Source organism: Pseudomonas sp. AN3A02 (assembly GCF_011765255.1).
GTDB lineage: Bacteria > Pseudomonadota > Gammaproteobacteria > Pseudomonadales > Pseudomonadaceae > Aquipseudomonas.
The window spans coordinates 58,412-82,309 of sequence record NZ_JAARNI010000016.1; the positions used below are offsets into that span (position 1 = coordinate 58,412).

At 61.6% G+C, this 23,898-nt stretch carries 27 protein-coding genes; 15 read left to right on the forward strand and 12 right to left on the reverse strand.

All coding sequences use genetic code 11. From position 1 onward, the window contains the following. The first annotated feature begins 245 nt into the window (after window positions 1–245). From HBJ59_RS30455 to HBJ59_RS30470, 4 genes are all read left to right on the forward strand, one after another. The gene (locus HBJ59_RS30455) at window positions 246–1,136 is read left to right on the forward strand and encodes a sugar nucleotide-binding protein (RefSeq protein ID WP_008436463.1); all 891 of its coding nucleotides are present in this window, start codon (window positions 246–248) and stop codon (window positions 1,134–1,136) included. 243 nt (window positions 1,137–1,379) lie between these two features. Further along, complete coding sequence (locus tag HBJ59_RS30460) at window positions 1,380–2,504, forward strand: ATP-binding protein (RefSeq protein WP_167665690.1); 1,125 nt, start codon at window positions 1,380–1,382, stop codon at window positions 2,502–2,504. A 90-nt stretch (window positions 2,505–2,594) separates the two neighbouring features. Beyond that, window positions 2,595–4,055, forward strand: a complete 1,461-nt coding sequence (locus HBJ59_RS30465; RefSeq protein WP_167665691.1) for an ATPase domain-containing protein — start codon at window positions 2,595–2,597, stop codon at window positions 4,053–4,055. Window positions 4,056–4,061: 6 nt separating this feature from the next. Continuing rightward, window positions 4,062–4,424: a response regulator gene (locus HBJ59_RS30470; RefSeq protein ID WP_063026844.1), complete on the forward strand. Its 363-nt coding sequence runs from the start codon at window positions 4,062–4,064 to the stop codon at window positions 4,422–4,424. A gap of 98 nt (window positions 4,425–4,522) precedes the next feature. Here the strand turns inward: HBJ59_RS30470 and HBJ59_RS30475 are convergent, their stop codons facing one another. The 5 genes from HBJ59_RS30475 to HBJ59_RS30495 form a co-directional block, all read right to left on the reverse strand. Continuing rightward, window positions 4,523–5,221: an OmpW family protein gene (locus tag HBJ59_RS30475; protein WP_167665692.1), complete on the reverse strand. Its 699-nt coding sequence runs from the start codon at window positions 5,219–5,221 to the stop codon at window positions 4,523–4,525. 96 nt (window positions 5,222–5,317) lie between these two features. After that, window positions 5,318–5,839, reverse strand: a complete 522-nt coding sequence (locus tag HBJ59_RS30480) for a DUF3299 domain-containing protein (protein ID WP_076016449.1) — start codon at window positions 5,837–5,839, stop codon at window positions 5,318–5,320. 11 nt (window positions 5,840–5,850) lie between these two features. Further along, window positions 5,851–7,116 (reverse strand): ABC transporter permease, encoded by a 1,266-nt coding sequence (locus HBJ59_RS30485; protein WP_167665693.1) that lies wholly within the window; start codon window positions 7,114–7,116, stop codon window positions 5,851–5,853. A 1-nt stretch (window position 7,117) separates the two neighbouring features. Next, window positions 7,118–7,828: an ABC transporter ATP-binding protein gene (locus HBJ59_RS30490; protein WP_167665694.1), complete on the reverse strand. Its 711-nt coding sequence runs from the start codon at window positions 7,826–7,828 to the stop codon at window positions 7,118–7,120. A 124-nt stretch (window positions 7,829–7,952) separates the two neighbouring features. Next, window positions 7,953–8,570 (reverse strand): DUF2796 domain-containing protein, encoded by a 618-nt coding sequence (locus HBJ59_RS30495; protein WP_167665695.1) that lies wholly within the window; start codon window positions 8,568–8,570, stop codon window positions 7,953–7,955. Between the two features lie 136 nt (window positions 8,571–8,706). Here HBJ59_RS30495 and HBJ59_RS30500 point away from each other — a divergent pair, with 136 nt between their 5' ends. Continuing rightward, window positions 8,707–9,054 (forward strand): hypothetical protein, encoded by a 348-nt coding sequence (locus HBJ59_RS30500; RefSeq protein WP_167665696.1) that lies wholly within the window; start codon window positions 8,707–8,709, stop codon window positions 9,052–9,054. A 3-nt stretch (window positions 9,055–9,057) separates the two neighbouring features. On the opposite strand, the gene trxA is transcribed toward HBJ59_RS30500, so the two are convergent. Genes trxA through HBJ59_RS30515 form a run of 3 tightly spaced genes read right to left on the reverse strand, consistent with a single transcriptional unit; the run spans window position 9,058 to window position 11,099 of the window. Then, the gene (gene trxA, locus HBJ59_RS30505) at window positions 9,058–9,930 is read right to left on the reverse strand and encodes a thioredoxin (protein WP_076016446.1); all 873 of its coding nucleotides are present in this window, start codon (window positions 9,928–9,930) and stop codon (window positions 9,058–9,060) included. 33 nt (window positions 9,931–9,963) lie between these two features. After that, complete coding sequence (locus HBJ59_RS30510) at window positions 9,964–10,644, reverse strand: methyltransferase (protein WP_167665697.1); 681 nt, start codon at window positions 10,642–10,644, stop codon at window positions 9,964–9,966. Next, window positions 10,641–11,099: a YbaY family lipoprotein gene (locus HBJ59_RS30515; protein WP_076016662.1), complete on the reverse strand. Its 459-nt coding sequence runs from the start codon at window positions 11,097–11,099 to the stop codon at window positions 10,641–10,643. The genes HBJ59_RS30510 and HBJ59_RS30515 overlap by 4 nt, the downstream gene beginning before the upstream one ends. A 139-nt stretch (window positions 11,100–11,238) precedes the next feature. Here HBJ59_RS30515 and nrdR point away from each other — a divergent pair, with 139 nt between their 5' ends. The 10 genes from nrdR to HBJ59_RS30565 all read left to right on the forward strand — a co-directional run bounded on the left by nrdR (window position 11,239) and on the right by HBJ59_RS30565 (window position 18,654). Continuing rightward, on the forward strand, window positions 11,239–11,709 hold the full coding sequence (gene nrdR / locus HBJ59_RS30520) for a transcriptional regulator NrdR (RefSeq protein WP_003209990.1): 471 nt from the start codon (window positions 11,239–11,241) through the stop codon (window positions 11,707–11,709). Next, window positions 11,706–12,842, forward strand: a complete 1,137-nt coding sequence (gene ribD, locus HBJ59_RS30525) for a bifunctional diaminohydroxyphosphoribosylaminopyrimidine deaminase/5-amino-6-(5-phosphoribosylamino)uracil reductase RibD (RefSeq protein WP_076016663.1) — start codon at window positions 11,706–11,708, stop codon at window positions 12,840–12,842. Before nrdR ends, ribD begins: the two co-directional genes overlap by 4 nt. A 34-nt stretch (window positions 12,843–12,876) precedes the next feature. Further along, window positions 12,877–13,554, forward strand: a complete 678-nt coding sequence (locus tag HBJ59_RS30530; protein WP_003209988.1) for a riboflavin synthase — start codon at window positions 12,877–12,879, stop codon at window positions 13,552–13,554. A 16-nt stretch (window positions 13,555–13,570) separates the two neighbouring features. Further along, entirely contained in the window at window positions 13,571–14,662 is a 1,092-nt protein-coding gene (gene ribBA, locus HBJ59_RS30535) for a bifunctional 3,4-dihydroxy-2-butanone-4-phosphate synthase/GTP cyclohydrolase II (protein ID WP_076016664.1), read from the forward strand. Window positions 14,663–14,752: 90 nt separating this feature from the next. Next, the gene (ribE, locus tag HBJ59_RS30540; protein WP_003209986.1) at window positions 14,753–15,229 is read left to right on the forward strand and encodes a 6,7-dimethyl-8-ribityllumazine synthase; all 477 of its coding nucleotides are present in this window, start codon (window positions 14,753–14,755) and stop codon (window positions 15,227–15,229) included. Beyond that, window positions 15,226–15,726 carry a transcription antitermination factor NusB gene (gene nusB / locus HBJ59_RS30545; RefSeq protein WP_076016665.1) on the forward strand — a complete coding sequence of 167 codons (501 nt, stop codon included), beginning with the start codon at window positions 15,226–15,228 and terminating at the stop codon, window positions 15,724–15,726. Before ribE ends, nusB begins: the two co-directional genes overlap by 4 nt. An 18-nt stretch (window positions 15,727–15,744) precedes the next feature. Next, on the forward strand, window positions 15,745–16,698 hold the full coding sequence (thiL, locus tag HBJ59_RS30550; RefSeq protein ID WP_167665698.1) for a thiamine-phosphate kinase: 954 nt from the start codon (window positions 15,745–15,747) through the stop codon (window positions 16,696–16,698). A 128-nt stretch (window positions 16,699–16,826) separates the two neighbouring features. After that, the gene (gene ribA / locus HBJ59_RS30555) at window positions 16,827–17,444 is read left to right on the forward strand and encodes a GTP cyclohydrolase II (RefSeq protein ID WP_076016667.1); all 618 of its coding nucleotides are present in this window, start codon (window positions 16,827–16,829) and stop codon (window positions 17,442–17,444) included. Continuing rightward, on the forward strand, window positions 17,441–17,860 hold the full coding sequence (locus tag HBJ59_RS30560; RefSeq protein WP_076016668.1) for a nuclear FMR1 interacting 1 family protein: 420 nt from the start codon (window positions 17,441–17,443) through the stop codon (window positions 17,858–17,860). Before ribA ends, HBJ59_RS30560 begins: the two co-directional genes overlap by 4 nt. After that, the gene (locus HBJ59_RS30565) at window positions 17,860–18,654 is read left to right on the forward strand and encodes a cobalamin-binding protein (protein ID WP_167665699.1); all 795 of its coding nucleotides are present in this window, start codon (window positions 17,860–17,862) and stop codon (window positions 18,652–18,654) included. Before HBJ59_RS30560 ends, HBJ59_RS30565 begins: the two co-directional genes overlap by 1 nt. On the opposite strand, the gene HBJ59_RS30570 is transcribed toward HBJ59_RS30565, so the two are convergent. From HBJ59_RS30570 to HBJ59_RS30585, 4 genes are all read right to left on the reverse strand, one after another. Beyond that, window positions 18,651–20,546, reverse strand: coding sequence for a TonB-dependent receptor domain-containing protein (locus tag HBJ59_RS30570; protein ID WP_167665700.1), 1,896 nt, complete (start codon window positions 20,544–20,546; stop codon window positions 18,651–18,653). The two genes, HBJ59_RS30565 and HBJ59_RS30570, sit on opposite strands and share 4 nt — an antisense overlap. Before the next feature lie 142 nt (window positions 20,547–20,688). After that, window positions 20,689–22,587, reverse strand: a complete 1,899-nt coding sequence (dxs, locus tag HBJ59_RS30575; RefSeq protein ID WP_167665701.1) for a 1-deoxy-D-xylulose-5-phosphate synthase — start codon at window positions 22,585–22,587, stop codon at window positions 20,689–20,691. Window positions 22,588–22,697: 110 nt separating this feature from the next. Further along, the gene (gene ispA, locus HBJ59_RS30580) at window positions 22,698–23,585 is read right to left on the reverse strand and encodes a (2E,6E)-farnesyl diphosphate synthase (protein ID WP_167665702.1); all 888 of its coding nucleotides are present in this window, start codon (window positions 23,583–23,585) and stop codon (window positions 22,698–22,700) included. Then, a complete protein-coding gene (locus tag HBJ59_RS30585; protein ID WP_003209964.1) occupies window positions 23,582–23,824 on the reverse strand; it encodes an exodeoxyribonuclease VII small subunit in 243 nt (80 codons plus the stop codon). The genes ispA and HBJ59_RS30585 overlap by 4 nt, the downstream gene beginning before the upstream one ends. Window positions 23,825–23,898: the final 74 nt, after the last annotated feature.

Here is a 23,898-nt window from a genome sequence, read left to right on the forward strand (position 1 = left end):
GGCTTCAAAAAAGCGGGAGCGCTGCGCACTCCAGCGGGAGCAAGCTCCCTCGCCACTGCAAGCTCCCTCGCCACAAAAGGCTCTCTCTAGCTAATGCACCCAGGCGGCAATGGGCGGCGCACTTTGTAAGTGACGGTTGCGCTACAAACACGCAAAATGCAACGATTCTGGCAAATGCCAACGGCATGGCTCACAAGCCTGTCGATAATAACCATCGTTCCAAACAGACCGGGCCTGCTCAATCTATGCGAATGCGCCTTATGTTACTGGGCGGCGGGAATGCCCTCGGGCAGGCGCTGATTCGCCTCGGTGCGGAGGAAGACATCGGTTTCCTCGCCCCGCGTCCGCCCCAAGACGGCTGGGATGCCGCGAGCCTCACGCAACTGCTCGACGACACCCGTCCCGATGCCTTGATCAATCTCGCCTATTACTTCGACTGGTTTCAGGCGGAGACGGTCAGCGAAACGCGTCTGGCTGCCCAGGAATATGCGATCGAGCGCCTGGCGGAACTGTGCCAGCACCACAGCATCACTTTGCTGCAACCGTCCAGCTACCGGGTGTTCGATGGCTCCCGCGCCACCGCCTACAGTGAAAAAGACGAACCCGTGCCCTTGGGCCTGCGGGGTCAGGCGTTGTGGCGCATCGAGCAGAGCGTACGCGCCACCTGCCCACAGCACGTGCTGTTGCGTTTCGGCTGGCTGCTGGATGACAGCGTCGACGGCACACTCGGGCGCTTCCTGGCCCGGGCCGAAAAACCTGACGAACTGCTGATGGCCGACGACCGCCGGGGCAACCCGACGCCGGTAGACGATGCTGCGCGGGTGATCATTTCGGTGCTCAAGCAACTCGATTGCGCCGCGCCGTTGTGGGGCACTTATCACTACGCCGGCCACGAAGCGACCACCCCGCTGGCGCTCGGGCAGGCGATCCTGACCGAAGCGCGCAACTTCCACCCGCTGGCCGTGGAAGCCCCGACCGCCCAGGCCCACGCCGCCCGTCCGGATGCCGCCGATGAACCGCAACACGCGGTGCTGGCCTGCAAGAAAATCCTCCACACCTTCGGCATCAAGCCACGGGCATGGCGGGCCGGGTTGCCGGCGTTGCTCGACCGGTTCTACCGACACGGTCAAACATAAAAAAAGGCGCCTGTAACCGGCGCCTTTTTTGTGGCGGAGTCCGGACGGATTCAGTTGATGCATGTTGGCCAGGGGGGTGCGCCACGGCATACGAAAAATTTGAAACCTTTGGTGCGCGCGGTCATCCATCCCAATAGAGATTGATTGTGCTTACGGCTCGTTCAGCAAAAGCAAAAGTCTGGATTCAGAAGAAGACTTCGCCCATCCAGCCATGGGCAGCCTAAAAGAGGAGCCCTACCCACCATGGCAACAAATTCTCCGGTGAATGGCTCGCCGCCGCCTCATGATGATGTGTATGAGGAGGAGCACGAACTGCAGTTCGCTTTGAGTACCGCCGGGCTTGGTATATGGCGCCTGGATTTGGCGACGGGTGAGCTGAAGACCTCGGCCACTTGCCGCCTCAACTTCGGGATCGAACCACAGATACCGTTCAGTTATGAACACATGCAGCGCTCGGTGCACTCCGAAGACAGCAACCGAGTGGCTGAAGCCTGGGATCGCTCGATCGCGCAACGTTGCGATTACGACGTTCACTACCGCGTCATCACGCCACGCGGTGAAACTCGCTGGCTGCACGTGTGCGCGAGACCCCGTTATGCCGATGATGGTCTACCCGTCGCGATGGCGGGCACCGTTCGGGATGTTACCCAAGAGAAGTTACTTCAGTCGCAGAAGATGGAAGCGCTGGGGCGGATAACTGGCCGAGTGGCTCATGACTTTAACAATCTGCTGACGGTGATCCGTTCTTCAGCGGATCTTTTGAAGCGTCCTTCAGTATCAGAAGAGCGGCGGCTGCGCCTGGTGGAAGCCATTTCCGAGGTTGTGGTCCGTGGTTCTCACTTCACCAGCCAATTGCTGTCCTTCGCTCGCAGGCAAGCCCTGCATCCCGCACCGCTGGATGTCAATTCAGGCACGTTGGCCATGGCCGATACGATTGCTTTACGGGTTGGGACAGGCATCAACGTACGCATCGAACCCACAGCAGTACCCTGCGTTGTTGACGTTGACGCAGGACAGTTTGAAGCCGCCATTCTCAATATGGTCATGAACGCCCGAGACGCCATGATGGATAAGGGAGAGATGGTCATCCGTGTTGAGTCGATGGACCTTATCCCCGCGTCCAATGGTTATCCCCTTATCAAGGGGCGCTTCGTTGCCGTGTCCATCACAGACAACGGCTCGGGTATCGCTCCGGTCAGCCTCGATAGAATCTTCGAGCCATTTTTCTCTACCAAAGGCAAAGGCCAGGGAAACGGGCTGGGGCTCAGTCAGGTATTTGGTTTTGCCAAACAGTCGGGGGGAGAGATCAGGGTAGAGAGTTGTCTGGGTCTGGGAAGTACGTTCACGCTTTATTTGCCCCGCCCTTGAACTGGATGAGCGGATAGCCCGATTGCGCAAATGGAGTTAGCATCGTAAACCTTCGGCTTAAGGGCCTGTTGTTCACATCAGGGTTGCATTGTGGAAAAGCTAAATCGCCTTCAAAGCGGAATAGAAGGGCTGGATGCTCTGCTCAAGGGCGGGCTAGTCGCAGGTGCCTCCTACATTATCCAGGGGCGCCCAGGATCGGGTAAAACCATCCTCGCCAATCAACTGGGATTTAATCATGCGCGCAACGGGGGCCGTGTCCTGGTCGCCACGTTGCTGGCTGAGTCCCACGACCGTTTATTTCAATTCCTCTCGACCCTGAACTTCTTTGATGTTTCCCGGGTGGGAGCCGAAATTCAGTTCGTCAGTGCGTTTGACACCCTTGAGAACGACGGTCTCGATGAAGTGGTCAAGCTGCTTCGGCGTGAGATCAGTCGTCAGAAGGCCACCGTGTTAGTGGTCGACGGCTTGCTCAATGCACGCTCCAAGGCTGACTCGCCCATCGACACCAAGAAATTCATTTCCGAGCTGCAAGGCCACGCCGCGTTCGCCGGTTGTACGGTGCTGTTTCTCACCAGCTCCCGGTTGGACGACGGCAGTCCTGAGCACACCATGGTTGATGGTGTGATTGAAATGGGTGAGGAGCTTCACGGCAGCCGTTCGGTGCGCCGTATTCAACTACGCAAGACTCGAGGCAGTGGTGCACTGACCGGATTGCACGAGTGTGAAATTACCGACGATGGCCTGGTGGTTTATCCGCGGTTGGAAAGCCTCTACAGCCGTCCATCGTTTCCTGATAGTGCCGATCTGACGCGTATCAACAGCGGCATCGGTTCGCTGGACGCCATAATCGGCGGTGGCCTGCACAGTTCTTCCGTTACGCTCGTCATGGGGCCTTCGGGCGTCGGGAAAACCACATTGGGGCTCAAGTTCCTCGCTGAGTCGACAGTGGAAGCGCCGGGCCTGCATTTCGGTTTTTATGAAAGCCCGCAGCGGTTACGCCTCAAAGGCCTATCGCTGGGTATTGATATTAAAGGGATGGAAGAAAGTGGTGCGCTGAGTATTGCCTGGCAACCCACTACAGAAGGCCTGCTCGATGGTCTCGGCGCACGGCTGCTGAAAGTGGTTGAAGAAAAGGGCATCAAGCGCCTGTTCATCGACAGCTTGAGCGGCATGACCCGACTGTCGACGAACCCGGCACGTATCACCGATTTTTACGGTGCCCTGATGAGCGAGCTCCGTGCCCGTGGCGTAACGGTGTTTGCCTCATGGGAGATGCGTGACGTTTTTGGTTCGGCGGTCAGTTCTCCAACCCCGGACCTGTCCAGTATTGTCGATAACCTGCTGCTGATGCGTTTCTTCGAGATTCAATCTGAACTAAGAAGAATGCTTTCGATTCTTAAGGTACGAGACAGCTTCTACGATCCTTCGCTTCTTGAAGTGGTAATCCATGAAAACGGCGTTGACCTGAAGAAGGCATCAAGAAATGCGTTGGCTGTCCCTAATGATTCTTCGCTGCCGGGCTCAACGTCCAAAGTCTCTGATTCGGGTTGAACTGACATGACCACCATCCTGGTCGTCGACGACGAGTATTTGATCGCTGACATTCTCGGCTATGCGCTGGAGGATGAGGGGTACATGGTCGTAAAAGCGAGCAATGGCCAGAAAGGACTCGAGGTCCTGGAGCGCGAGCGGCCAGCGTTGATCATCACCGACTTCATGATGCCGGTCATGGATGGCCAGGAGTTTGCCGAAGCTGTCCGCGCGCTACCGGCAGTCAATCACTTGCCCATCATCCTGATCAGCGGAGCCCAGGCACATATTGGTATGGAGCGGTCGGACTTGTTCAATGCGGTGTTGAAAAAGCCGTTCAACATTGACTTGGTCATCGCTGAAGTTCGCCAACTCCTGGCTGAAGCCTGATTCGCAGCACACGGGCGTGTGCCTGGCCTCTGATTGGCGCTTGCCTCCATGGGAAGCCTCATAAAAAAGGCCCTGTATAACAGGGCCTTGGGTAGAACCTAGAACTTGTAGCCAATACCGACCATGTACACCATCGGGTCAACATCCACATTGACCTTGGCGCGAGTGCCCTGGCCCAGCGCGTTGTTATCCACAGTGGCCTTGGTGCTGATGTCGATATAGCGCGCCTGGGCGTTGATCATCCACTTGTCGTTGATCATGTAGTCCGCACCGATCTGCGCGGCCCAACCCCAGGAATTTTCCGCCTTGAAGTTGCTGAAACCGGCTTCCTGGGCGCGACCGCCGACGTGTTCGTCGTAGATCCAGGTGTAGTTGATACCGGCGCCGATGTACGGTTGGAATACCGACTTGCTGTCCAGCGGGTAGTACACGACGCTCAGGGTCGGCGGCAGGTGTTTCAGCGAGCCGAGCTTGCCGTTGGCAGCGCCCAGGGCGGTGTTCTTGATCTTCACATCGTGTTCGAACGGCGTGGCCGCCAGCAGTTCGATGCCCCAGTGGCTGGTGAACATGTAGGCGAAGTTCAAGCCCAGTTGAGTGTCGCTGCTCATGGTCGCCTTACCGCCCAGGTTGGTCCCGGCCAGCGGGCCCTGGTCAACCTTGACACTGCTGCTGTCCGCTTTCGGGTTGACGGTGATGGCACCGGCGCGAATCAGGATGTCGCCCGCTTCGTGAGCGTGGGCAACGGGGGCAGCGAGGGCGAGCGCGACAAGCGACGCGCCGAGCAGGGACTTGTTCATGGGAGCTCCAGAGGATGTATTAAAAGAGATACATCCAATGGTAAAGATCGTTCAGGCTGGGCTTTTGACTCAGCTCAATGAAACGGTGATAACGCGCTACTCCTGCAATTCGTACACGTAGATCTTGTCGGCATCCATCTGGTAGCCGGCGTCGGCCAGTTCGCTGCTCGACGGTTTGACCTGCATCTGGCCTTCGATCCAGTACGGCTGATACAACTCGTCGAGCTTCACACCGACTTCGCTTTTGACATGCACGATCTGGTTCGACGGCGGTGGCGGTACATGGATGCACGCGCCGAAATACGGCACCAGCAGGAACTCCGTAGTGCGACCTTCTTCGCTGACTTCAAGCGGCACGATATAACCCGGCAGGCGGATGTGCTTACCGTCCAGGCTTTGTACGACTGGCGCGTTGGGCAGGTCCTGCTTGGCGGCCGGCGCAGACTCCACCGACAACGCATCAGCCATGCCCGACAAGTTGTGCAGTGGTTTCATGTTGGGGATTTCCGGCGGTGCGTCCGGCGGGATCATCTCCTGCCAGGCCAGGTCCCTGGGCTGGTCTTCGGCCCAAGCGGGCAGGGCCACCAGCAGTAACAGCGCGAACACGACGCGACGCATCAACAGCTTCCTCATAAACGTATCGACAGGCCGTCGGCCAACGATTGGCGGTAGGCGCGCCAGGCCGGCACGCTGCCCATCAGCAGGGCTGCGACGAGAATACCGCCGAGCAGGGTCCATTCATATTCGCTCGGCAGCGACAGCGGCAGGTCCAGGCCGTAATTGGCCTGCAAATACCCGCGCGACGCGGCGATGCACACATACAGCAGCCCAACGCCGGCGATCACGCCGGACAACGCCAGGGCGAAAGCTTCGAATATCAGCAAGGTCGCGATATGCCAGGGCCGTGCGCCCACCGAACGCAGGATCGCCATTTCCCGGCGGCGCTCGTTGAGGCTGGTGAGGATCGCGGTGAGCATGCCGATCAAGCCAGTCAGCACCACGAACAGCGAGATCACGAACAGCGCTTTTTCAGCGGTGCCCATCATGCTCCACAGCTCTTGCAGGGCCACGCCCGGCAGGATTGCCAGCATTGGCTCGCCACGGAATTCGTTGATCTCCCGTTGCAGGGCGAAGGTGGAGATCTTGTTGTTCAAACCGAGCATGAACGCGGTGATGGCTTGGGGCGTCAGGTCCATGTTGCGGGCCTGGTCGGCGCTGATCCGGCCTTTGCCCTGGGCGGGCACGCCGTTGTGCCAGTCGATGTGAATCGCTTCCATGCCACCGAGGCTGATATGCAGCGTGCGGTCCACCGGGGTGCCGGTGCGCTTGAGGATGCCGACCACGGTGAACGGCTTGTCATCGTGCTTGACCAGGCTGACCACCGCCACGCCGTGGGCCAGCACCAGCTTGTCGCCAAGCTTGTAATGCAGGGCATCGGCCACTTCGGCGCCGAGCACCACTTCGAACGGGTCGGTGGCGAAGGCGCGACCGCTGTCGAGTTCGAGGTTCTGCCGACGGCCGTATTGATAGTGTTCGAAATAGGATTCGTTGGTGCCCATCACGCGGTAGCCGCGGTGGGAGTCGCCGAGGGAAATCGGGATTGCCCATTTCACCTGCGGGTTGGCGGCGAAGTGCTCGTAGCTGTCCCAGCGAATATTGTTGGTGGCGTTGCCGATGCGGAACACCGAATACAGCAGCAAATTCACCGAGCCGGAACGCGCGCCGACGATCAGGTCGGTGCCGCTGATGGTGCTGGCGAAGCTGGCGCGGGCTTCGGTGCGTACCCGTTCAACCGCCAGCAACAGGCACACCGAAAGGGCGATGGCGAAGGCGGTGAGGATTGCGGTAAAGCGGCGGTTAGCCAGGCTGGCCATGGCTAGTCGAAACAAATACATCTCAAACCTCTGCGGGCGTGGCGGCGCGATTGAGTTCGGCCAGCGACAGGTTGCGGTCGAACAGCGGCGCCAGGCTCTGGTCATGGCTGACGAACAACAGGCTGGCGCCTGCTTCGCGGCATTCGGCGAACAACAACTGAATGAAGGCTTCCCGGGCGTCGTAGTCCAGGGCTGAAGTCGGTTCGTCGGCGATCACCAGTTCCGGCTGGCCGATCAACGCGCGGGCGGCAGCCACCCGCTGTTGCTGGCCAATGGACAGCGAGTCGGCGCGGCGTTCCAGCAGGTTCTTGTCTTTCAGGCCCAAGTGGGCGAGCAAAGTCGCGGCGGCCTGGTCGACGCTGCCATGGCGCTGGGTTGCCCGCTGCGCCCGCAGCTTGGAGAAGTGGCAGGGCAGTTCGACGTTCTCGCGCACCGAGAGAAACGGCAGCAGGTTGAACTGCTGGAAAATGTAGCCGGTGTGGTCGACGCGGAAGCGGTCGCGGGCGCCGGCCGAGAGTTCGGTCAGCTCCTGGCCCAGCAGGCGAATGCTGCCGCGACTGGGCTTTTGCACACCGCCCAGCAGGCCCAGCAGGGTGGTCTTGCCACTGCCGCTGGGGCCCTTGAGGAACAGGGTTTCCCCCGGCTCCAGGCGAAACGTCGGGATGTCCAGCAGCTGTGGGTGACCCGGCCAGTTGAAGGCCAGGTCAGACAGTTCGATAAGTGCTTGGGTCATGGTGACAGGCTCTTCTGTGGGAGCGGGCTTGCTCGCGATGGACGTCAACGATGACGCGGGCATCAGGTTGAACGCGGCGCTCTCGAGTTTTTCGCGAGCAAGCTCGCTCCTACAGGGGTTCGTTTCAGAATTTGAGGGTGGCTGCTGTGGCCGTCGCTTCCACGCCCTGCTGGCCGCTAGGGCCAATGAGTTGTACCTGAATTTTCTGGGTGGCGGGGAAGGTCTTGAACACCTGGGTCAGGTCGAGGTTGCTCAGCGCGGTCGGCGTGGCGCAGGTGAACTGGTAGTGGGCGTGGATTTCGCTGTGGTCGTGGTGGTGCTCGTGAGCGGCGGCGCCTTTGCCATCGGTGGCGTGGTCGTCATCGTCCTCATCATGGTCGGCTTCAGGCTTGTCGCCGAACAGCGGGCTGTTCAGTTCCTGGGTGCTGATCACGCAACCGGCGGCCTTGGGCAGGCTGAACAGCACCAAAGGTTGCTCCAGTTGCTTGCGGGCGGCGGCGACCTTGGCTTTGTCGGTCGGCGTGGTAGCCAGGTGTTCAAAACCCACCAGGTTCATCGCCGGGCTGTCCAGTTCCAGCTCCAGGGCCTGGCCATCGAGCACTGCGTTGAGGCGGCCGACACCGTGTTCGTGGGCACCCAGGCTGCCGTGCTCGTGATCATGATCATGGTCCTGCTCGTCGGCAGCCTGGGCGATGGCCAGTGGCAACAGGGCAAACGGCAAAGCGAGCAGCAAACGGCGCATGGTGGAACTCCCGAACAAAGATGAAAGTTTTGTTATGTGATCTTATAACAATTTTTGCGAGGAGTTTGACCGTCTGCTTGGCGTAGCGCAAGACGCGTGGGAGCATGCTCGTCAGAAAAGTGCGGGAGTAAGTGCGATGTTGAGAATTCGTGGAATCGTCGGCGACCTGCCGGTGGACTTGACCCTGGAGCTGGACGACGGCGACTGGGCCCGGCTGGGCGCGCAGTTGCAGGCCAGCAAACCACCGAGTGCCGAGCCCGTGGTGGCGCCGGCCCCGGGTAACCTGGACGAGAGCCTGTGGCAGGCCGCCCAGGATTTGCTGCGCAAGGCTGGGCAACTCAATGGTCTGGAATTGCTTGATCAACTGGAGGGCTTGGCCGGCAGCGCCTCGGCGGGCAAGCGCCTGCTGGTGCGCCTGCGCCATAGCGCCAAGGTCAAGGTGGCCAGCGGCGGGGATACGCCGCTGTACAGCTGGATCGAGTAAGGCTTAATACAGCGCGGCGAACAGCTTGCGGCGGTAAACGGTGACCAGCGGATGATCGTTGCCGAGCAATTCGAACACCTGCAACAGCGTCTTGTGGGGCAGGCCCTCGCTGTAGCTGCGGTTGCGGGTGAACAGCTTGAGCAAGCCATCCAGCGCGGCCTCGTATTGCTGGCGCGCCAGTTGCTGCACGGCCAGTTGATACACCGCCTCGTCATCCTGAGGGTTTTGCGCCAGGCGGGCCTTGAGATCCGCGGCGTCCGGCAGGTCGGCGGCCTGGCGCAGGAAAGTAATCTGCGCCTTGGCGCCGGCCAGTGCCGCCTTGTGATCATCGCTCTTGACCGCGTCGAGCACGGTTTGCGCTTCGCCCAGCTCACCACGTTCGGCCAGGCAGCGGGCGTACAGGATCAGCGCGGCGGCGTTGGTGTTGTCTTCGCCGAGCAAGGTCACCAGCACGGCCTCGGCCTCGGTAATGCGGCCTTCGGCAAACAGTGCCTGGGCATGCTCCAGCGGATCGGCAGCAGCCGGCGGCGGCATTTGCACATGTGGCTCCAGCATCGCGCGCACGGCGGATTCGGGCTGCGCACCGGCAAACCCGTCCACCGGCTGGCCATCCTTGAACAGCACCACGGTGGGCAGGCTGCGAATGCCAAAGCGCGAGACCACGTCCGGCTCGGCATCGCAATCGACCTTGGCCAGCAGCAACTCACCCTGATAACTCTCGGCAATCTGCGCGAGCATCGGCATCAACGCCTTGCACGGCGCGCACCACTCGGCCCAGAAATCCACCAGCACGGGTTTTTCGAAGGAATTCTGGATCACTGCCTGGTCGAACGTGGCGGTGGTGGCGTCGAAGATGTACGGCGTGGGCTCACTCATGGGGTATCTCGAATAAAGCAGGGGATGGGGCAACTATAAGGGTTGGTGGGGTTGGCTGAAAGCGCGCTGCGAATGGTACAGGCTCACCTTGCGAAACTCCCAGGGCTCGGCCAGGTCGGGCAGTGTCAGGGCATCGAGGATGTCCAGGCGTTGATACTCCGGGTGCTGGAAGTCCCGCACCCGGGAATCGGCGACCAGCGCTTCTCGGCCTCGAGTCAGGAATTCATCCAGCAGCGGCAGGTTTGCCCGGTCGTACAGCACATCGGCGACCAGGATCAGGTCAAACCGGTCGGCCTCGGCGAAGAAGTCTGCGGAGTAACCCAGCATCACGCCATTGAGTTCCGCATTCGCCCGGCAGGCTGCCAATGCCAGTGGGTCAAGGTCGCACGCCACCACTTCCAGCGCTCCAGCCTTTACTGCGGCAATCCCGGCGACGCCCGAGCCTGCGCCGAAATCCAGCACCCGCTTGCCCGCGACCCACTCGGGATTAGCCGCCAGATACCGGGCCAGCGCCAAACCGCTGGCCCAGCAGAAACTCCAGTAAGGCGGCTCATGCAGGATGCGTCGGGTTTCTTCTGGGCTGAAAGCGCGGTCCATGTTGTCGGCGTCCAGCAGCCACAACGACAACTCGGTGCCCGGCAGCGGGCAGGGCACCAGTTGGGCGTCGCCGATCAGTTCGCTGAGGGCGCGTTGCAGGTCCAGCGGTGGCGTCATGGTGCAGTGACGAGTTGCAGCGGCCCTGTGGTCTGGGTGATCGCCTGGGTGATGCGCACCGGCGGCAGGTGCAGGATCAACTGGCCGGACTGGCTGGCGCGACCGCGCAGTTCAACGCGGGCACCCACCGGGAAAGCTTCAGGGTTGAAGCGCAGGCGGAAGGCCAACGGCTTGTTATTGCCGATCAGCACGCTGCTGGCGAGCAGTTGTTGCGGGCGCGAGCGGTCGTCGATCACCAGCAGCGCCAGTTCGACTTCCGCGCCAGCGGGTACGCCGTTCAATTGGCCGCTGACTTCACGCTGGTAGGCGGGCAGCGGGCCGAGGTCTTCTTCCACACCCGGGATTTTTTTCTCTTGTTGAGGGGCGGCAACGGGTGCCGCCGGTTTTGGGGCATGGCTGCTGCAGGCGACCAGAAAACCGAGCAACGTGAGCAAAACAAGTGGTCGTAACTGCATGTACGGCTCCAGAAAGGACAAAATCCGTGGCTTAAAAAATATGAAACATAATAGTCAGCCTATATACCGTAAAGGCTATGGCTTGTCTTGCCACAGGGATGCGCTACCATGGCCCTCCCATTTTTTGTTGCCTGCCACCATGCACTGTCCCTTCTGCGGTGCCAACGACACCAAGGTCATTGACTCGCGTCTGGTCGCCGAGGGCGAACAGGTGCGTCGCCGGCGTGAATGCCTGGCCTCTGGCTGCGGTGAACGTTTCACCACCTTCGAAACCGCCGAACTGGTATTGCCACGTCTGATCAAGACCGACGGCAGTCGCCAGCCTTTCGACGAAGAAAAACTGCGCGCCGGAATGCAGCGCGCCCTGGAAAAACGCCCGGTGAGTGTCGAGCGGCTGGAAGCGGCGCTGGTGCATATCAAGCACAAGCTGCGCGCCACTGGCGAGCGCGAAGTCAAATCCCTGGTAGTTGGAGAATTGGTGATGGGCGAGCTGCAAAAGCTCGACGAAGTCGCCTATATCCGTTTCGCCTCGGTGTATCGACGCTTCCAGGACCTCAACGAGTTCCGCGAAGAGATCGACCGCCTGGCCCGTGAGCCGGTAAAAGAATGAACCCACCTTCGGCAGAACAAGCGGTACTCGACGCTCATTACATGGCCCGTGCCCTGGAATTGGCGCGCAAGGGTCTGTACACCACCCACCCCAACCCACGGGTTGGCTGCGTGATCGTGCGTGACGGGCAGATTGTCGGCGAAGGCTGGCACGTGCGCACCGGCGAACCCCATGCGGAAGTCCATGCTCTGCGGGCGGCGGGCGACAAGGCCCGGGGCGCCACGGCCTACGTGACCCTTGAGCCGTGCAGCCACCACGGGCATACGCCACCGTGCGCCGATGCTCTGGTGAATGCCGGTTTGGCCCGTGTTGTCGCGGCGATGCAGGACCCGAACCCGGAAGTCGCCGGGCGTGGCATGCGTCGGTTGGCCCAGGCCGGGATCGAGACGTACAGCGGCTTGCTGGAAAACGAAGCGCGGGCGCTTAACCCGGGCTTTCTCAAGCGCATGGAGCATGGCCTGCCGTTTGTGCGGGTCAAGTTGGCCATGAGCCTGGACGGTCGCACTGCCATGGCCAATGGCGAAAGCCAGTGGATCACCGGCCCGGCCGCCCGTGCCGCCGTGCAACGCCTGCGGGCCCAGGCCAGTGTGGTGCTGACCGGCGCCGACACGGTGCTGGCCGATGGCGCTCGCCTGACGGTGCGCGCTGCCGAGCTGGGCCTGGATGAAGAAACCACCGCCCTGGCAATGTCCCGTCCGCCGCTGCGCGTATTGATCGACGGTCGCCTGCGGGTGCCGCTGAACGCGCCGTTCTTCAAGGCCGGCCCGGCGTTGGTCATCACTTGCGTGACCCCGGACAACCAGTACCCCACCGGCCCCGAGTGCCTGGTGGTGCCGGGTGTCGACGGCCAGGTCGACCTGCGTTCCGCGCTTGTGGCCCTGGCGGCCCGTGGCGTCAACGAAGTGCTGGTGGAAGCCGGCCCAAGCCTGGCTGGCGCCTTCGCCCAGCAAGGCCTGGTGGACGAGTACGTGATATTCGTCGCCGGCAAGTTCCTCGGCTCCGCTGCCCGGCCTTTGTTGGACTGGCCGCTTGAGAAACTGGCCGACGCCCCCCAACTCAAGATCACTGAAATGCGCGCTGTGGGCGACGACTGGCGAGTCACTGCCATCCCTCTGCCATCAGCGAGCGTATAATTCCCGGCCTGCGCCACGTCTTCAGGAGAACGGCATGTTCACCGGCATCATCGAATCCATCGGCAGCATCCGTGCAATGACCCCAAAAGGCGGCGACGTACGCCTGCTGGTTGAAACCGGCAAGCTCGACCTGAGCGACGTCAAACTGGGCGACAGCATCGCCGTCAGTGGTGTGTGCCTGACCGTCATCGAATTGCCTGGCAACGGCTTTGCCGCCGATGTCAGCCGGGAAACCCTGGACTGCACCGCGATGAACGATCTCAAGAGCGGCAGCCCGGTGAACCTGGAAAAAGCCCTGACCCCGACCACCCGCCTCGGTGGGCACCTGGTCAGCGGTCACGTCGACGGTGTCGGCGAAGTCGTCGCCCGCAGCGAAAACGCGCGTGCCGTGGAGTTCCGCATCCGCGCGCCCAAAGAGCTGGCCAAGTACATCGCCCACAAAGGCTCGATTACCGTCGACGGCACCAGCCTGACCGTGAACGCCGTGAATGGCGCCGAATTTGAACTGACCATCATTCCCCACACCCTGAGCGAAACCATCATGGCGTCGTACCAGCCGGGTCGCCGGGTGAACCTGGAAGTCGACTTGCTTGCCCGTTACCTGGAGCGCCTTCTGTTGGGCGACAAGGCCGCAGAGTCTGACTCTCTTCAAGGGCCCGCCGGGAACATCACTGAAAGTTTTTTAGCCGCTAACGGCTACCTTAAATCCTGACCCAAGGGGGTGCCGCGTGGCGCTCAACAGCATCGAAGAACTGGTTGAAGACATCCGCCAAGGCAAGATGGTCATCCTCATGGATGACGAAGACCGCGAGAACGAAGGCGACCTGATCATGGCCGCCGAGTTGTGCCAGCCGGAACACATCAACTTCATGGCCAAGCACGCCCGTGGCCTGATCTGCATGCCAATGAGCCGCGAGCGCTGCGAGCTGCTGAAGCTGCCATTGATGGCGCCGCGCAATGGTTCGGGGTTTGGCACCAAGTTCACCGTGTCCATCGAAGCGACTACCGGTGTGACCACCGGCATCTCCGCTGCTGACCGCGCCCGCACCGTACAAGCCGCTGCCGCGAAAGACGCCAAGGCCGAAGATATCGTCAGCCCTGGCCACATCTTTCCGCTGATGGCCCAACCGGGTGGCACGCTGGCTCGCGCCGGCCACACCGAAGCCGCCTGCGACCTGGCGCGCATGGCCGGTTTCGAGCCGAGCGGTGTGATCTGCGAAGTGATGAACGACGACGGCACCATGTCCCGTCGCGCCGAGCTGGAAGAATTTGCAGCGGTGCACAACATCAAGATCGGCACCATTGCCGACCTGATTCACTACCGGATGATCCACGAACGTACCGTTCAGCGGATTGCCGAGCAGCCGCTGGACAGCGAACTGGGCCAGTTCAACCTGGTGACCTATCGTGATTCCGTGGAAGGCGACGTGCACATGGCCCTGACCCTGGGCACCATCTGCGCTGAAGAGCCGACCCTGGTGCGGGTGCACAACATGGACCCGCTGCGCGACCTGTTGATGGTCAAGCAACCGGGGCGCTGGAGCCTGCGGGCCGCGATGTCTGCGGTGTCCGCGGCTGGCAGCGGCGTGGTATTGCTGCTCGGTAACCCGGTGGATGGCGACGTGTTGCTGGCGCATATCCGCGAAACCGCCGACCACGTGCCGGTGAAAAAACCAACCACCTACAGCATCGTAGGTGCCGGTTCGCAGATCCTGCGGGACCTGGGCGTACGCAAAATGCGCCTGATGAGTGCGCCAATGAAATTTAATGCCATATCCGGTTTCGACCTGGAAGTAGTAGAATACGTGCCCTCCGAATAAAGGCCGGCGTTGTTTACCCCTTGTTCGCGGTTCAAATATCACTGAGGGGCGCGCACTAAGCGCGTCCCGGCTCTTTAAGAGATTTGTCGAATGACCCTGAAGACCATCGAAGGTACCTTCATCGCCCCCAAAGGCCGCTATGCCCTGGTGGTTGGCCGCTTCAACAGCTTCGTGGTTGAAAGCCTGGTAAGCGGCGCTGTGGATGCCCTGGTTCGCCACGGTGTGAGCGAAAGCGATATCACCATTATCCGCGCTCCCGGCGCCTTCGAAATTCCACTGGTTGCGCAGAAAGTTGCACAACAGGGTGAATACGCGGCGATCATCGCCCTGGGCGCGGTCATTCGTGGCGGTACTCCGCACTTCGAATACGTGGCTGGCGAATGCACCAAGGGCCTGGCTCAGGTGTCCATGGAGTTCGGCGTGCCGGTCGCCTTTGGCGTGCTGACCGTTGATTCCATCGAGCAAGCCATCGAACGTTCCGGCACCAAGGCCGGTAATAAAGGTGCCGAAGCTGCCCTGTCCGCCCTGGAAATGGTCAGCCTGTTGGCACAGTTGGAGGCCAAGTGATTAGCGACGACAGCGATCAGTTCAACCCCCAGGACCCGCGCCCAGCAGACGCCGGCAAGCCCTCGAAGAGCGAAAAGCGTCGTGCGGCCCGTCAGCTCGCGACCCAGGCGCTGTACCAGCGCCACATGGCTAAAACCTCTCTGAACGAAATCGAAGCGCAATTTCGCGTCGACAACGATTTCAGCGCGGCCGATGCCAGCTATTTCCACGACATCCTCCACGGCGTTCCGGCTAACCTGGCGGAGATCGACGCTGCATTGTCGCCGTGCCTGGACCTGGCGATCGAAGAGCTGGACCCGGTTGAACTGGCCGTACTGCGCCTGTCCACCTGGGAACTGCTCAAGCGCGTCGACGTACCGTACCGCGTAGTGATCAACGAAGGGATCGAACTGGCGAAAGTCTACGGTTCCACCGACGGTCACAAGTTCGTCAACGGCGTGCTCGACAAGCTGGCCCCGCGCCTGCGTGAAGCCGAAGTGAAGGCGTACAAGCGCTAACTGGCGCTTGCTGACGCAATGGGCGAGTTTGAGCTGATCCGCAACTATTTCGCCGCCGCGCCTTGTGCGCAGGGCGGCGAAGGCATTGCACTGGGGATTGGCGACGACTGCGCCTTGCTGGCGGTTCCTCCCGGGGAGCAGCTGGCGATTTCCACTGATACTTTGGTGGCCGGCGTGCACTTTGCCGACCCCTGCGATCCGTTTCTGCTCGGCCAGCGCTCGCTGGCCGTGGCAGTCAGCGATCTGGCAGCCATGGGCGCCAATCCCCTCGCGTTTACCCTTGCCCTGACCACCCCGACGGTTGATGCCGATTGGCTGCAACGCTATGCCCAGGGTTTGAACGCCATGGCGCAGGGTTGCGGCGTGGTTCTGGTGGGTGGTGATACCACCCGTGGGCCGCTGAGCCTGACCCTGACGGTGTTCGGGCGGGTGCCAGCGGGCCAGGCCTTGACCCGCAGCGGCGCGCGGCCCGGCGACTTGCTGTGTGTTGGCGGTGAGTTGGGTAACGCGGCAGGCGCATTGCCGCTGGTACTGGGGCAGCGCACGGCAGAGGCTGCGATCGCCGAGCCGCTGCTGGCCCAGTACTGGTCGCCGCAACCGCAGTTGGCGCTGGGTTTGGCGTTGCGGGGCAAGGCCACGTCTGCCATGGATATTTCCGACGGCCTTCTGGCTGATTGCGGGCATATCGCCAAGGCGTCGGCTGTCAGCTTGTTGATCGAGCAGCAAAAGTTGCCGTTGTCGGCGGCCTTGCTGGCGTTCGTTGGCGACGCGGATGCCCGGGTGGCCGCGTTGAGCGGCGGTGACGACTACGTGCTGGCGTTCACCTTGCCGCCAGCCGAACTGGCACCGTTGCTGGCGTCGGGTGTGCCGGTGCATGTGATCGGCCGGGTCGAGGCGGGGCAGGGCGTTACCCTGCTGGACGCGGTTGGCCAGGACATCACACCCGCCATTCGTGGCTATCAACATTTCTGAAAGGCATAGAACCAAGCTGAAGGCCAATCGAACCTATTGATCTTTATCAGCGACAATTCAGCTTAAGCGTCTGTAGGAACCTGCTGTTACAATCTATCCCCTGTGAAATCAGAAATCAGGAGCACACGGTGCCCGTCGTTTTCGTTGCCGCTTCCAAGCTGCCAACCCCTTTTGCCACGTTCACCATGAATGGTTTTCTTGAAGAAGCCACCGGGCGCGAACACGTTGTTCTGAGTCTCGGTGATGTGGCCGACGGTGCGCCGGTTCTCGGCCGTTTGCACTCTGAATGCCTGACCGGCGACGCCCTGTTCAGTCAACGCTGTGACTGCGGCTCGCAACTGGAAGCCGCGTTGCAGGCCATCGCCCGCGAAGGCCGTGGTGTGTTGCTGTACTTGCGTCAGGAAGGCCGTGGCATTGGCCTGCTGAACAAGATCCGCGCCTACGAGCTGCAAGATGGCGGCGCCGACACCGTTGAAGCCAACGAGCGCCTGGGTTTTGCAGCCGATCAGCGTGATTACGCGATCTGCCTGCCGATGCTCGAGCACCTGGGCGTCAAGTCCCTGCGCCTGATGACCAACAACCCGCGCAAGGTCAAAGCCTTGACCGACATGGGCATCACCGTCGCCGAGCGCGTGCCGCTGCACACCGGCCACAACCCGCACAACAAGCTGTACCTGGCCACCAAGGCCAGCAAGCTCGACCACATGATGGGCAACGAGCACCAAGGCGAGGCCGACCGGGCGTGACGCGCGGCCAGGTCAAGCGGCGACTGTCGTTTAACTGGTGGCAATACCTGGCGTTGGCGCTGGTGCCGTTGTTTGTGGTCAACCTGGTGTTTGGCAAGGCCGATCCCTTGCTGCCGGTGCTGGCGATGCCGTTTTTTATCGCCGGCGTGGCCTCGATGTTTGTCAGCCTGCGTTACTTTCATGGCTATAAGCACGCGCTGATCGCCACGGGCAAAGCCCTCGATACCCCTGAAGAACCGGCTGCCTGGATCACCCTCGCGGCCCGTCGTCGTGTGGCGTTGCTGGTGGCTGCATTGCCGGCCTGGGTTGGCGCGCTGGCAGTGTTTGTCGGGCTGGAAGCGGTGCCGCTGTTTCTGCTGGCGCTGTCGACCCTGGTGCTGTTCTACCTCTATCGCATTCCGCGTCAGTTGGGTTGATGCGCGCCTGGCTGGCGGTGTTGCTGCTGGTCGTCGCGGCTCAGGCTGCGGCGGTCGAGCGGGTTGTCAGCCTTGCTCCTTCCTTGTCTGAAATCGTCGTTGAGCTGGGCGCTGCTGATTTGCTGGTGGGCGTGCTGGACGGCGGCGAGCGGCCACAGGCCTTGGCGAACGTGCCTTCGGTAGGAAACTACGGGCAGTTGGACATGGAGCGGCTGCTCAGCCTCAAGCCGGACCTGATCCTGCTCTGGCCGGGCAGCGTCGGCCCGGCCCAGCGTGAGCAGCTCCAACGCCTGAACATCCCGGTGTTTGTCGCCGAACCCCACAGCCTCGAACAACTCACCTCGCAAGTTGAAACCATTGCCCGGCAACTGGGGCGGGCTGATGCCGGCCGGCAATTGGCCGCGCAGTTGCGCCAGCGCTTGGCCGAGTTGCGCTTGCGCTATCACCGAGCCGGGCCTTTACGGGTGTTTTATCAGGTGTGGAACCAGCCGCTGTACACCGTTGGCGGCGGGCAGATCATCAGCGACGCGCTGGGTGTGTGCGGGGCGCGCAATGTGTTTGATGACCTCAAGCTGCCGGCGCCGCAGGTCAGCATTGAGTCGGTGTTGCAGCGCAATCCCGAGGTGATTCTGGCGGGCGATCAAGCGCAGCTTGATGCGTGGAAGGCCTGGCCACAGGTGGCGGCGGTGGCGAACGGGCATTTGCTGGTAGTGCCCGACAAGGGCCTGGAACGACCCAGCGGGCAGATGCTGGAAGCGGTGGCGCGGTTGTGTGAGGTCATTGCGCCGCGTTAGAGATCCGGTGTCCAGGTCACCCCGAACATCAACGCCCGGCCTTCTTCCCGATAGCCATATTGCTGGCCCTGATACTGATACAGCGCCCGGCTGTATTCTTTGTTCAGCAGGTTATCGAGCTTCATCTCCAGCCTGATCTCACGATTTACCGCCCAACTTCCCCGCAGAGCGAGCAAGCCATAGCCGCCCATGGGTTGCTGGTTCGCCGCATCGTCGTAGCTGCTGCTCACCGCTTGCCAGCTGGCGCCGACGCCGAGCTGATCGAATTGACGATCCAGGTCCAGGCTCAAGGTGCGCTTGGCTCGACGCGCCAGTGTGCGCCCGGTGTCGCGGTCTCGTGGGTCGATCAGCGCAATGCCGAGGCTGCTTTGCCAGCCGAACAGCTCTTGCTTGAGCGCCGCCTCGAAGCCGTTGATGCGCGCGGAGCTGACGTTTTGCGGGCCGTTGCTGGCGAACACGATCGCGTCCTGAATATCGGTGCGGTACAGCGATGCTTCGAGCCGGCTGGTATCGCTGAGCTGGCTGCGCCACTGCACTTCGTAGCTTTTCGAGGTTTCGGGCTTGAGGTTCGGGTTGCTGTTTTTAAAGCCGAATTCGTCCGGGTAGTAAAGATCGTTGAACGTCGGTGCCCGGAAGCCTTCGCTGTAGCTCAGCAACAGATCATTGTCCGGGTTAAGCGGTAGGGTGAAGGTGCCACTCCAACTGTTGTGGCCGCCGAACTGTTGGTTCTGGTCGCGGCGCAGGCCCAGTTCTGTGGAGAAAGACTGCGCCTGGAAACGGTGCTGGATAAACGCGGCGCGGTTCCAGCGACTGTCTTCGGCGAACGCGGTGCTGCTGTTGACCCGGTCCTCGTACCAGTCGCCGCCCAGGATCAGGCTGTTCTGCTCATTGAGGGTCAGGTCGTTTTGCCAGTTCAGCGAGTTGCGGTAGGTGTTGAACACGCTGCGTTCGGTGCTGAGCTTGTCCCGGGTTTCTTCGCGGTTCTCGCTGTGGCCCGCTTCCAGCCGGGACTTCCACGTTTCATTGATGCGCGCGTCGACATAGCTGCTGACGCTGCTCACGGTGAAGTTGGAATAGGGCTTTTGCTGGAAGCTTTGGAAGGTGGTCGTATCGAAGCGACCGAACGGATTGTCGAATTCGCTTTTGCCGCGGTTATCCAGCACGTTCACCCCGACTTCGAGGTCATCGTTGAACGCATGGCTCAGGCTGAAACTGGTGGACTGGTTACGATAGGCGTCATGGTCGCGGTCGCTGGGGTACGAGGCATACGTGCGATTGATCCCGGCGGTGTCATCCAGGCTGGCGCCGAGGTTGAAGCGGGTTTGCTTGTCACCGCCGGACAGGCCCAGGCTGCGTTCCCACGTCTGGTTGCTGCCAAATCCCACATGCAGGCGGGGTTGCAGACCGGACTCGTTGCCGCGTCGGGTAAAGATCTGAATCACCCCGCCAATCGCATCACTGCCGTAGATCACCGAACGCGAACCGCGCAGGACTTCCACCCGTTCGATCTGCTGGATGTTCAGGTGCTGCAGGTTGCTGTCGCCGGAAGTCGAGTTGCCGATGCGCTGCCCGTCGACCAACACCAGGCTCTGGGCCGACTTGGTGCCACGAATGTAAACGCTCGCCAGGCTGCCACGGCCACCGGCTTGTGAAACCTGTACGCCGGGCACGCGGCTCAGCAGGTCGGTCACGCTGGTGGGTTGCAGGCGGTCGATGTCGTCGCGGGTGAAGACGGTGTTGGCGGCGCTGCTGTCGTTACGCGCCTGCACCTGGCGGTTGGCGCTGATCACCACGTCGGGCAGCTTGAGGGCTTCGTCGCGTTCGAAGCTGTCGGCGAGCAGGTCGGTGGCTGGCAATAACAGAAGGGGCAGGGCAAAGCGAAGGCGGTTCATGGGCTGTCCGTAGCATTTGAAGTTGGCATAAAACAAATGTGGGAGCGGGCTTGCTCGCGAAGGCGCCGTATCAGTCAATACATCTGTTGACTGACCCACCGCTTTCGCGAGCAAGCCCGCTCCCACATTTTTAATCGCGTTTCTACAGACCCAGCAAAGTCATGCGCTGACGAACCGAAGCTTCAATCCCCGCTTCATCCAGCCCGCACTCGGCCAGCATCTGCGCCGGTTTGGCATGCTCGACATACACATCCGGCAAGCCCAGATGCAGCACCGACTTGAGGATGTTCTCCCGCGCCAGGAACTCACTGACCGCCGCACCGGCGCCGCCCATGATGGCGTTTTCTTCGAGGGTCACCAGCAGCTCATGGCTACCGGCGATCTCGCGTACCAGTGCCTCATCCAGTGGTTTGACGAAACGCATATCCACCACCGTGGCGTCGATCTTCTCGGCCACTTTCAAGGCTTCAGCCAATTGCACGCCGAACACCAGCAAGGCAACGTTGCTGCCTTGGCGACGGACGATGCCCTTGCCGATCTCGATAGGTTCAAGGTCTTTCTCGATCACCGCATTCGGGCCATTGCCCCGCGGGTAACGCACCGCTGCCGGGCCGTTGTACAGGTGGCCGGTGCTGAGCATCTTGCGCAGTTCGTTCTCGTCGCTCGGGGTCATCACCAGCATGCCGGGGATGCAGCGCAGGTACGACAGGTCGAAACTGCCGGCGTGGGTCGGGCCGTCTTCGCCTACCAAACCGGCACGGTCGATGGCGAACAACACGTCGAGGTTCTGCACCGCGACGTCATGAATCAGTTGGTCATAACCACGTTGCAGGAACGTGGAGTAGATCGCTACCACCGGCTTGGCGCCTTCACAGGCCATGCCGGCGGCGAAGGTCACCGCGTGTTGCTCAGCGATCGCTACGTCGAAATAGCGCAGCGGGAACTGCTCGCTGAACGCTACCAGGTCGGAGCCTTCCTTCATCGCCGGGGTGATACCCACCAGGCGCGGATCGGCGGCGGCCATGTCGCACAGCCATTCGCCAAACACGCCGGAGTACTTCGGCCCGCTGGCTTTCTTGGGCGCTGCAGCCGGTGCGTTCAACGGTTCAAGCTTGGTGATCGCGTGGTAACCAATCGGGTCGACTTCCGCCGGGGCGAAGCCTTTGCCTTTTTTGGTGACGATGTGCAGGAACTGCGGGCCTTTCAGGTCACGCATGTTGCGCAGGGTCGCGATCAAAGTTGGCAGGTCGTGGCCGTCGATCGGGCCAATGTAGTTCCAGCCCAGCTCTTCGAACAGGGTGCCGGGAACCAGCATGCCCTTGGCATATTCTTCGGTACGACGGGCAATTTCCCACGCGCCGGGCAGACGCGAGAGCACCTTCTTGCTGCCTTCACGCATGCTGGCGTAAGTGCGGCTGGAGAGGATTTTTGCCAGGTAATTCGACAGGCCGCCGACATTGCGCGAGATCGACATGTCGTTGTCGTTGAGGATAACCAGCATGTTGGCGTTCACTTCCGGCGCATGGTTCAGCGCCTCGAAGGCCATGCCGGCGGTCAACGCGCCATCACCGATCACCGCAATCGCCTTGCGATCGCTGTTCTGCAGGCGGGCGGCAATCGCCATGCCCAGCGCTGCACTGATCGAGGTGCTGGAGTGGCCGACGCCAAAGGTGTCGTACTCGCTCTCGGAGCGGCGCGGGAAGGCCGCGATGCCGTCCTTCTGGCGCAGGCTGGCCATGCGCTCGCGGCGTCCGGTGAGGATCTTGTGTGGATAGGCCTGATGACCCACGTCCCACACCAGCCGGTCGTCCGGGGTGTCGAACACGTAATGCAGCGCAATGGTCAGCTCGATGACGCCCAGGCCAGCACCGAAATGCCCACCGGTCTGGCCGACCGTATAGAGCAATTCCAGGCGCAACTCATCGGCCAGGGTTTCCAGCTCGGCTTCACCCAGGCGGCGCAGACCGGCTGGCGTGTTGGCACGGTCCAGCAGGGGCGTGGCCGGGCGCTTGCGGGGAATCTCTTGGAACGTCGTGGGCATCAGGCGAATCGTTATAGGTATAGAAGAGGCGGCAGTTTACCTCAAGCATCGCAAACTGCCCACGCAGAGCGCCGAACTTGGCTGATATGCGGTGGAAAAGGCCGCAGCTGTCAGTGGCGGCGTTCGACGATATACCGCGCCAGGTCACGCAGTGGCTCGGCAGCCGCGTCGAAAGGTCGCAGGGCATCCAGCGCCTGGTCCCGCAGCTCCAGGGCGTAAGCCTTGGCGGCTTCCAGGCCGAGCAGCGAAGGATAAGTCGGCTTGTCCCGTGCGATATCGGCACCCTGGCGTTTGCCGAGGGTTGCGGTATCACTTTCAACGTCGAGAATATCGTCCTGCACCTGGAACGCCAGGCCGATGGCCCGCGCGTAGGTTTGCAGCGCCGCCAGTTGAGCAGCGTCGGCACGGCCACTGGCGAGGGCGCCAAGGTGCACGGCGGCTTCGATCAGCGCGCCGGTCTTGTGACGGTGCATGTATTCCAAAGCGTGCTGATCGAGCTTGAGGCCGACCGAACCCAGGTCAATCGCCTGGCCGCCGACCATCCCGGCCGGGCCCGCCGCCAATGCCAGCGCGGTGACCATACGCAGGCGGATCTCGGCGTTGACGCTGCTCAGACGCGGGTCCAGCAGGGCGCTGAACGCCAGGCTTTGCAGACCGTCACCGGCGAGAATTGCGCAGGCTTCATCGAAAGCTTTATGGGTAGTGGGCTGGCCGCGACGCAGATCGTCGTCGTCCATCGCCGGCAAATCGTCGTGTACCAGGGAATAGGCGTGGATCAACTCCACCGCACAGGCGGCGCCATTGGCTTCTTCCGGTTGCGCGCCGAGTGCTTCGCAGGCCGCATAGGCGAGCAACGGACGAACGCGCTTGCCGCCATTCATCACGCTGTAGCGCATGGCCTCATACAGGCGGTTCAGCTCAGGGCTGGGTGCAATAAACAGCGGTTCCAGCGCAGCATTGACCCGGGCCTGGCTGCCGGCCTGATAAGCGTCGATCATTCAGGCTGTTCCGCATCGAAAGGTTCTTCGGCCAGCTCCCCGTCGCGTTCCAGCAACACCTGGACCTTCTGCTCCGCCTGCGCCAAGGCGCTCTGGCAGTCGCGGGTCAGGCCGATGCCTTGCTCAAACGCCGTCAGCGAGTCTTCCAGCGACAACTCGCCGTTCTCCATCCGCTCGACCAGGGTTTGCAGGTCTGCGAGGGATTGTTCGAAATCGAGTGCAACTTTTTTGCGGGCCATGGCGGCTATTCCGGTAGACGGTAAACCGGCGCGACACTAGCAGACATGGGGGATTGGGGCAAATGAGTGGGGGA

Excerpts from the sequence above, each read along its gene's own strand:
- HBJ59_RS30455 (WP_008436463.1), top strand. The coding sequence starts at position 246 with ATGCGAATGCGCCTTATGTTACTGGGCGGCGGGAATGCCCTCGGGCAG.
- HBJ59_RS30460 (WP_167665690.1), top strand. The coding sequence starts at position 1,380 with ATGGCAACAAATTCTCCGGTGAATGGCTCGCCGCCGCCTCATGATGAT.
- HBJ59_RS30470 (WP_063026844.1), top strand. The coding sequence starts at position 4,062 with ATGACCACCATCCTGGTCGTCGACGACGAGTATTTGATCGCTGACATT.
- HBJ59_RS30475 (WP_167665692.1), bottom strand. The coding sequence starts at position 5,221 with ATGAACAAGTCCCTGCTCGGCGCGTCGCTTGTCGCGCTCGCCCTCGCT.
- HBJ59_RS30480 (WP_076016449.1), bottom strand. The coding sequence starts at position 5,839 with ATGCGTCGCGTCGTGTTCGCGCTGTTACTGCTGGTGGCCCTGCCCGCT.
- HBJ59_RS30485 (WP_167665693.1), bottom strand. The coding sequence starts at position 7,116 with ATGTATTTGTTTCGACTAGCCATGGCCAGCCTGGCTAACCGCCGCTTT.
- HBJ59_RS30490 (WP_167665694.1), bottom strand. The coding sequence starts at position 7,828 with ATGACCCAAGCACTTATCGAACTGTCTGACCTGGCCTTCAACTGGCCG.
- HBJ59_RS30495 (WP_167665695.1), bottom strand. The coding sequence starts at position 8,570 with ATGCGCCGTTTGCTGCTCGCTTTGCCGTTTGCCCTGTTGCCACTGGCC.
- HBJ59_RS30500 (WP_167665696.1), top strand. The coding sequence starts at position 8,707 with ATGTTGAGAATTCGTGGAATCGTCGGCGACCTGCCGGTGGACTTGACC.
- trxA (WP_076016446.1), bottom strand. The coding sequence starts at position 9,930 with ATGAGTGAGCCCACGCCGTACATCTTCGACGCCACCACCGCCACGTTC.
- HBJ59_RS30510 (WP_167665697.1), bottom strand. The coding sequence starts at position 10,644 with ATGACGCCACCGCTGGACCTGCAACGCGCCCTCAGCGAACTGATCGGC.
- HBJ59_RS30515 (WP_076016662.1), bottom strand. The coding sequence starts at position 11,099 with ATGCAGTTACGACCACTTGTTTTGCTCACGTTGCTCGGTTTTCTGGTC.
- nrdR (WP_003209990.1), top strand. The coding sequence starts at position 11,239 with ATGCACTGTCCCTTCTGCGGTGCCAACGACACCAAGGTCATTGACTCG.
- ribD (WP_076016663.1), top strand. The coding sequence starts at position 11,706 with ATGAACCCACCTTCGGCAGAACAAGCGGTACTCGACGCTCATTACATG.
- HBJ59_RS30530 (WP_003209988.1), top strand. The coding sequence starts at position 12,877 with ATGTTCACCGGCATCATCGAATCCATCGGCAGCATCCGTGCAATGACC.
- ribE (WP_003209986.1), top strand. The coding sequence starts at position 14,753 with ATGACCCTGAAGACCATCGAAGGTACCTTCATCGCCCCCAAAGGCCGC.
- thiL (WP_167665698.1), top strand. The coding sequence starts at position 15,745 with ATGGGCGAGTTTGAGCTGATCCGCAACTATTTCGCCGCCGCGCCTTGT.
- HBJ59_RS30565 (WP_167665699.1), top strand. The coding sequence starts at position 17,860 with ATGCGCGCCTGGCTGGCGGTGTTGCTGCTGGTCGTCGCGGCTCAGGCT.
- HBJ59_RS30570 (WP_167665700.1), bottom strand. The coding sequence starts at position 20,546 with ATGAACCGCCTTCGCTTTGCCCTGCCCCTTCTGTTATTGCCAGCCACC.
- dxs (WP_167665701.1), bottom strand. The coding sequence starts at position 22,587 with ATGCCCACGACGTTCCAAGAGATTCCCCGCAAGCGCCCGGCCACGCCC.
- ispA (WP_167665702.1), bottom strand. The coding sequence starts at position 23,585 with ATGATCGACGCTTATCAGGCCGGCAGCCAGGCCCGGGTCAATGCTGCG.
- HBJ59_RS30585 (WP_003209964.1), bottom strand. The coding sequence starts at position 23,824 with ATGGCCCGCAAAAAAGTTGCACTCGATTTCGAACAATCCCTCGCAGAC.